5 protein-coding genes are annotated in these 6,553 nt (G+C 39.0%); 4 read left to right on the forward strand and 1 reads right to left on the reverse strand.

The window, feature by feature from the left end:
- Positions 1-14: 14 nt before the first annotated feature.
- Complete coding sequence (locus QM923_RS08965; protein ID WP_414291600.1) at positions 15-587, reverse strand: MptD family putative ECF transporter S component; 573 nt, start codon at positions 585-587, stop codon at positions 15-17.
- Between the two features lie 131 nt (positions 588-718).
- Between QM923_RS08965 and QM923_RS08970 the strand changes: the two genes are divergently transcribed.
- From QM923_RS08970 to QM923_RS08985, 4 genes are all read left to right on the forward strand, one after another.
- On the forward strand, positions 719-1,570 hold the full coding sequence (locus QM923_RS08970; protein ID WP_414291601.1) for an Rgg/GadR/MutR family transcriptional regulator: 852 nt from the start codon (positions 719-721) through the stop codon (positions 1,568-1,570).
- Positions 1,571-1,755: 185 nt separating this feature from the next.
- Positions 1,756-3,003, forward strand: coding sequence for an MFS transporter (locus QM923_RS08975; protein WP_414291602.1), 1,248 nt, complete (start codon positions 1,756-1,758; stop codon positions 3,001-3,003).
- A 78-nt stretch (positions 3,004-3,081) separates the two neighbouring features.
- Positions 3,082-4,377 carry a histidine--tRNA ligase gene (gene hisS, locus QM923_RS08980; RefSeq protein WP_414291603.1) on the forward strand — a complete coding sequence of 432 codons (1,296 nt, stop codon included), beginning with the start codon at positions 3,082-3,084 and terminating at the stop codon, positions 4,375-4,377.
- Between the two features lie 405 nt (positions 4,378-4,782).
- Positions 4,783-6,553: Ig-like domain-containing protein (locus QM923_RS08985; protein ID WP_414291604.1), on the forward strand; the 1,771-nt coding region annotated here is incomplete at its 3' end.

The raw sequence follows: 6,553 nt of genomic DNA on the forward strand, positions 1-6,553 counted from the left end.
CCTATGGCTCTTTTTTATGATGCTTTATGTGCGAATTTTTTGCTTAATGCTTGTCCAATCAGGGCACCAAGTAAAGCGCCGATGAGAACACTTGTGATAAAGAGGAGGATATTAGCAGGATTCGGTGCAACCATAATGCGATCGATATAGTCCTGAGATTTTCCACGAGCGACTAGAGTTGCGATATAGGCTTGAGGGGTCAACCACATGAGTAGGATAGGACCAGTAGTACCGAAAGCAAAGACTAGAAAGGAAAGAAGGTTCTTGAACTTATCCTTGTATTGTCCTAAGTGAGCGATACCATCTGCTGCAAGACCGCAGATAATACCTGGCAGAAAGGCTCCAGCACCATGCTTACTCCCGAGGAAAAATAGAGAAATCACAAGTCCTATCGAAGTAATCGCTCCAAAACGAGGCACTTTGGATAAAAGGACCATATAGACACTACCGCCCACAAGAGCAGAAAAGGCAGGGGCGTAAAACATATTTCCAGCGTGGTCGACAAGGTTCCCTAGTAGAACACCCACTCCGATACAGAGAAAGTAGGCAAGGGCAGCTACAAGGGTTGTCAAGATATTCTTTTTCATAAGTTCTCCTTCGTATATCTGATGGTTTTCATTGTATCATGCCTGCGGAAGATTGTAAATGCTAGTTTGGAACTAGTATTTATTAGGAAATGTGGTAAAATAGGAAAAAATAAAAGATGAGTGGTAAGAGGATGAAGAATTTAGGAAAAGTTTTTAAAGAGCTACGAGAATCAAGAAAAATTTCCTTGAGAAAAGCAACAGGTGGACGCTTTTCAGCATCCTTATTGTCACGTTTTGAAAATGGTCAGAGTGAAATATCTGCTCCAAAGTTAATCACAGCTTTGGAGAATATTCATGCGAGTATGGAAGAATTGTTATTTTTGGCGAGAGGTTTTCATCAGGATGTCTATTCTGAATTTAGAAACAGAATAGTCGAGGCTATAGACCCACAAGATTTAACATCTTTGCGTACTCTCTACCAGAGAGAATATCAACAACTTCCTTTTTCAAAGGATAAACAAGAACACATTCTCAATGCGATTTTAATAAAATCCTATATGAAAGCTATTGATGAGACAGTTACATTGACCTCTGAGGAAGAAAGAGTCCTACATGATTATCTATTTTTTGTTGAAATTTGGGGGCTTTATGAACTTTCGTTCTTTTCTTCCTGCTCTCCTCTTTTATCAGTCCAGCTTTTGACAAAGTATACTCGAGAAATGTTGCGGAAGTCAGATTTCTTGCAAGGAGTTGGGAAAAATCGAAATATGATGTACACCTTGCTCCTCAATGCTTTTATGGCCTGTATTGAAATTGATGATTTTACCAATGCCCTCTATTTTAAAAAACAAATTGAAAAGAACTTCTTTGAAGAAAATGAAACCTATTTTCGAATAGTCTACCTCTGGGCAGAAGGTTTGCTTGATAGTAAGCAAGGAAGAGTAGAGGAAGGGCAGAGAAAGATGGAGGACGCTCTCCGTATTTTCGAGATGATTGGTTGTAGCAAATCTGCAGACTTTTATAGAAGCGCTATGGAGTGTTGAATATCTGCAACTAGATAAAATAACTTGAAACGATAGGACTGTGAAGATACTTATTAGCATTAGACAAGTTCTATCGTTTTCGTTATTCGTTTAATCTGTTGCATATATTCAAAAATATCTTCTCGTAAGATTCTTGATGCTATACTAGAGCTACCATAAAAGTAGTATGTGAGAGAGGAATCTATATGAAACTATTACTAAGAAACCAAGCTTACAAAGTTTTGAGTTTATCACGATTTTTCAATGCTTTTGGAGCATCCATTTTTAATTTAGTGTTTGTGGTCTATGCCTCGACTTTACCAGAGGCTTCTGTTGCCGTTGCCGTGGCGAATGTTGTGATGATGCTTCCGGCCCTCTTTACGGTTTTTGTGGGAATTCGTGCAGATTATACGAGGGACAAGGTAAAATGGATGATCTGTGTCGGTTTATTTCAGGCAATTTTATTTTTTCTGGCAGCCCTAGTTGTTCAGCAAGCTAGTTTCTTTGCCTTTTCGACCCTTTGTCTTATCAATGTCATTAGTGATGTAGCCAGTGATTTTGCTGGGGGCTTGCGAATGCCTCTCGTTAAAGAAAAAGTAGCAGAGTCAGATCTGATGGAGGCCTATTCCTTTTCGCAGTTTATTACCTACATCTCTGCGATTGGCGGACAGGCTTTCGGTGTTTGGCTATTAGGGGTGTCGACACAGAACTTTTCGCTCGTAGCTGGAATCAATGCCATATTTTTCCTAGTATCAGCTCTCATTCTCTTTTTAGGAAGGGCTGAATTAAGCTTATCAACTCCATTTGCTGATAGTAAATCACTGAAAAATGAGAAGCTTTCTATCAAAGATCAGTTTTTAACGATTTACCAAAACCTACGTCTCGTTTTTCTTAAAAGTGGACAGAAAAACTTTGGTTTTATGCTCTTTGCTATCCTGCTTATCAATGCTTTGGGTGGTGCCTTAGGTGGTATTTATAACATCTTTCTTTTAAATCATTCCTTACTGGATTTTTCCTACAAGGATGCCTTGTTTATCTTACAATTGATTACCTTATTAGCAGTTATCATCAGTAGCCTTACGGGCAATGATTATTTTGGGAAGCAATCCCTGTCTAGATTGATGATGTGGGTTACGTTAGGAGGCAGTCTAGTTGGTATATCTAATTTGTTACACCAAGTTTTGCTTGGGATGCTTTTCGTCTTTTTTACCATGTATATTTCTGGGAAAATTTCTCCAAAGATTAGTGCTCTGCTCATGAAAAATCTTGCTCCAGAGGTTCTCTCTCGTACCAGTAATTTTTTAGGTTTGTTGTTTACTCTATCTATACCAGTGGGGACGGCCTGTTTTTCACTGGTGGCAGTATGGAATATGCAGTTGACTTGGATGCTTTTTGTAGGTCTTTCTTTGTTAGCTATTCTTCTGACAAGTCTCAATCTCAAAAATAATCTTTAAATCCATGCTTTCCTCATACTGTCCCAATCCTTTCATTTATGGTAAAATAGGACTATTAAGTTATAAAGAGGATTCTCTATGAAATTACAAAAACCAAAAGGAACGCAGGATATTTTACCTGCTGAGTCTGCCAAATGGCAGTACGTTGAAGGCTTTGCGCGTGAAATCTTCAAACGCTACAACTACGCAGAAGTACGTACCCCAATTTTTGAGCACTACGAAGTCATCAGTCGTTCTGTTGGGGACACAACTGATATCGTAACCAAGGAAATGTATGACTTTTACGACAAGGGCGATCGTCATATCACTCTCCGTCCCGAAGGAACAGCACCAGTCGTTCGTTCTTATGTGGAAAACAAACTCTTCGCACCAGAAGTTCAAAAACCAAGCAAGTTTTACTACATGGGTCCAATGTTTCGCTATGAGCGCCCACAAGCAGGTCGTTTGCGCCAATTCCACCAGATTGGTGTGGAGTGCTTTGGCTCTAGCAATCCAGCTACCGATGTGGAAACGATCGCTATGGCAGCCCACTTCTTGAAAGCAATTGGCATTCAAGGTGTCAAACTGCATCTCAACACTCTTGGAAATCCTGAGAGCCGTGCAGCTTATCGCCAAGCCTTAATTGACTACTTAACACCACTCAAGGACAGTTTGTCTAAGGATAGCCAACGTCGTTTGGAAGAAAATCCTCTCCGTGTCTTGGACTCGAAGGAAAAAGAAGACAAGGTGGCAGTAGAGAATGCACCATCTATCTTGGATTACCTGGATGCAGAAAGCCAAGCTCACTTTGATGCTGTTCGTCAGATGTTGGAAAATCTCGGAGTAGACTATATCATCGATACCAACATGGTGCGTGGTCTGGACTACTACAACCATACCATTTTTGAGTTTATCACAGAGATTGAAGGCAATGACTTGACAGTTTGCGCAGGTGGTCGCTACGATGGCTTAGTTGCTTACTTCGGTGGTCCTGAAACTGCTGGCTTTGGCTTTGGACTTGGTGTAGAGCGTCTTCTTTTAGTCCTTGAAAAACAAGGGGTGGCCCTACCTATCGAAAACGCCCTAGATGTTTATATTGCTGTCCTTGGTGAAGAGGCTAATCTGAAAGCCTTGGAGTTAGTACAAGCTCTCCGTCAACAAGGCTTCAAAGCAGAGCGTGATTACCTCAATCGCAAGCTCAAAGCCCAGTTCAAGTCAGCAGATGTTTTTGGAGCTAAGGTCCTCATCACTCTTGGAGAGAGCGAAGTCGAAAGTGGACAAGTCAAGGTTAAGAACAACCAAACGCGAGAAGAAGTTCAAGTTTCACTTGAAACTATTAGCAAAAACTTCTCAGAAGTATTTGAAAAACTTGTACTTTATATAGTAGAAAAATAGCCAAGGTTTTCTCCTCGGCTTTTTTATGTTCAAACGAAGGAATGATAGATTCCGCAAAAACTCCAATCCATGTAGTCAGTTTGGTAAGCTTAGAAATTGAAATGTTGTAGATTAATTACCCTAGTGGATAGTTCTCGGTAGAAGGGCATTGTGACTTTTTTGCTATTAAGTATGAAACAAATTTTCTATTTTCAAAGAAGAAGTGAAATCTTTTATTCTCTAGAAATGATATATTTTTGTACTTAAAGGATGTCAAAATTCTAAAAAGCATCTAAAAAAAAATAAATGTAGAAAAATAAAGATTTTATTGTTCAAATCTATTGCAATAAAAAAAAAATATGATATAATCAATTCTGAAAAATGAGATTATCATTTTATCATTCAATAAAAAAAGGGGAAACCATAATGAAAAAGTTTGCAAAAACTAGTAATATACTGTCATTAATCGTATCAGTATTGACGGTATTGTTCATGGTGTCAGCTGGTGTGGTACATGCAGCCACGTCCAAAAATGTCGATGTCATCACGGAGATCAAGATCCAAAATGACAAAGGTGGAGAATTGACAGCTCCACTTGACACCTATGATACTTTCCGTCTTAACGCAAAATTTGAGTTAGAAGGAAAAGGTGTCAAAGCAGGTGATACGACAGAACTTAAGATTGATGCACCTATCGACATCAAGTCTCAGAATTTTGAAATCAACGACACAATCACTGGTAAAAAGATTGCCGATGCAGTAGTTGACGCAAAAACTGGTAAGATTGTCTTGACATTCACAAAATTCGTTGAAACGAAAAATGACGTTTCAGGTTCATTCTTCTTCTACGCAGCAGTTAACAAAGACAAATTCCCTAACGATGGTGATGCGCCAGTTAAGGTTCATGTTAACGATAAAGTGAAATTCACTGGTAAGGTAACAAGTAAAACTGGTGACGTTGGTAAAGGTTACCCAATCATAAAATCTGGGTGGACTGGTAACAACAACAAAGAACTTGGATACAGAATCTCTATCAACAGAACAAATCAAGTAATCAACAATGCAGTGATTTCTGATAAGCTCGAATCAAAAGGAGTTACTTACCGTAAAAATAGCTTCAGAATCTACAAAGGTACTTGGGAATTTGCTGGCGGTAAATGGACTCTTAAAAACAAACAAGATGTTACTTCTAACTATACTGTAAATGCAACTGATACTTCATTCTCTATCAACTTTGGTAACATTGGGAAGAACGACGGCTTTGAATTACAATACGAAGCTGATATCAACTATACTGCTGTTGACGGGGAAAGAATTAAAAACACTGCAACTATCACAGGTGATGGTTTAAATCCCGATGATAAACGTAATACATCACATAATGGTGTCAACATCCAAATCGCTGGTGGTGCAGGTATCGGTTACGAATTTAGCATTAAAGTGAAAAAAGTAGACGAAAACGGTGCTCCACTGAAAGGCGCTAAATTCCAAGTTATCCGTGCAACTAACCAAGATGTCATCGGTGAGTTTGAATCAGATGCTAATGGTGAGTTCACTGTTAAGAACATCTTGCGTGATAAATACATCATTAAAGAAATTCAAGCTCCAGAAGGTTATGAGTTGGCAGCTGATACTGTAGTTGAAGCTGGTGAATTCACAACACCAAAAGCTCCAGTTGCTAAAACTATTACAGACCAAAAAACAACTACAACAACTACAACAACAACTACAACAACAACAACTACAACAACAGAAGAGCCAACAACGACTACTTCTACAACAACTACAACAACAGAAGAGCCAACAACGACTACTTCTACAACAACTACAACAACAGAAGAGCCAACAACGACTACTTCTACAACTACAACAACAACAGAAGAGCCAACAACGACTACTTCTACAACAACAACTACAACAACAGAAGAGCCAACAACGACTACTTCTACAACAACAACAACAGAAGAGCCAACAACTACTTCTACAACTACAACAACAGAAGAGCCAACAACGACTACTTCTACAACAACAACTACAACAACAGAAGAGCCAACAACGACTACTTCTACAACAACTACAACAACAGAAGAGCCAACAACTACTTCTACAACTACAACAACAGAAGAGCCAACAACTACTTCTACAACTACAACAACAGAAGAGCCAACAACTACTTCTACAACTACAACAACAGAAG

This window comes from Streptococcus infantis (assembly GCF_047463275.1).
Lineage (GTDB): Bacteria > Bacillota > Bacilli > Lactobacillales > Streptococcaceae > Streptococcus > Streptococcus infantis_AF.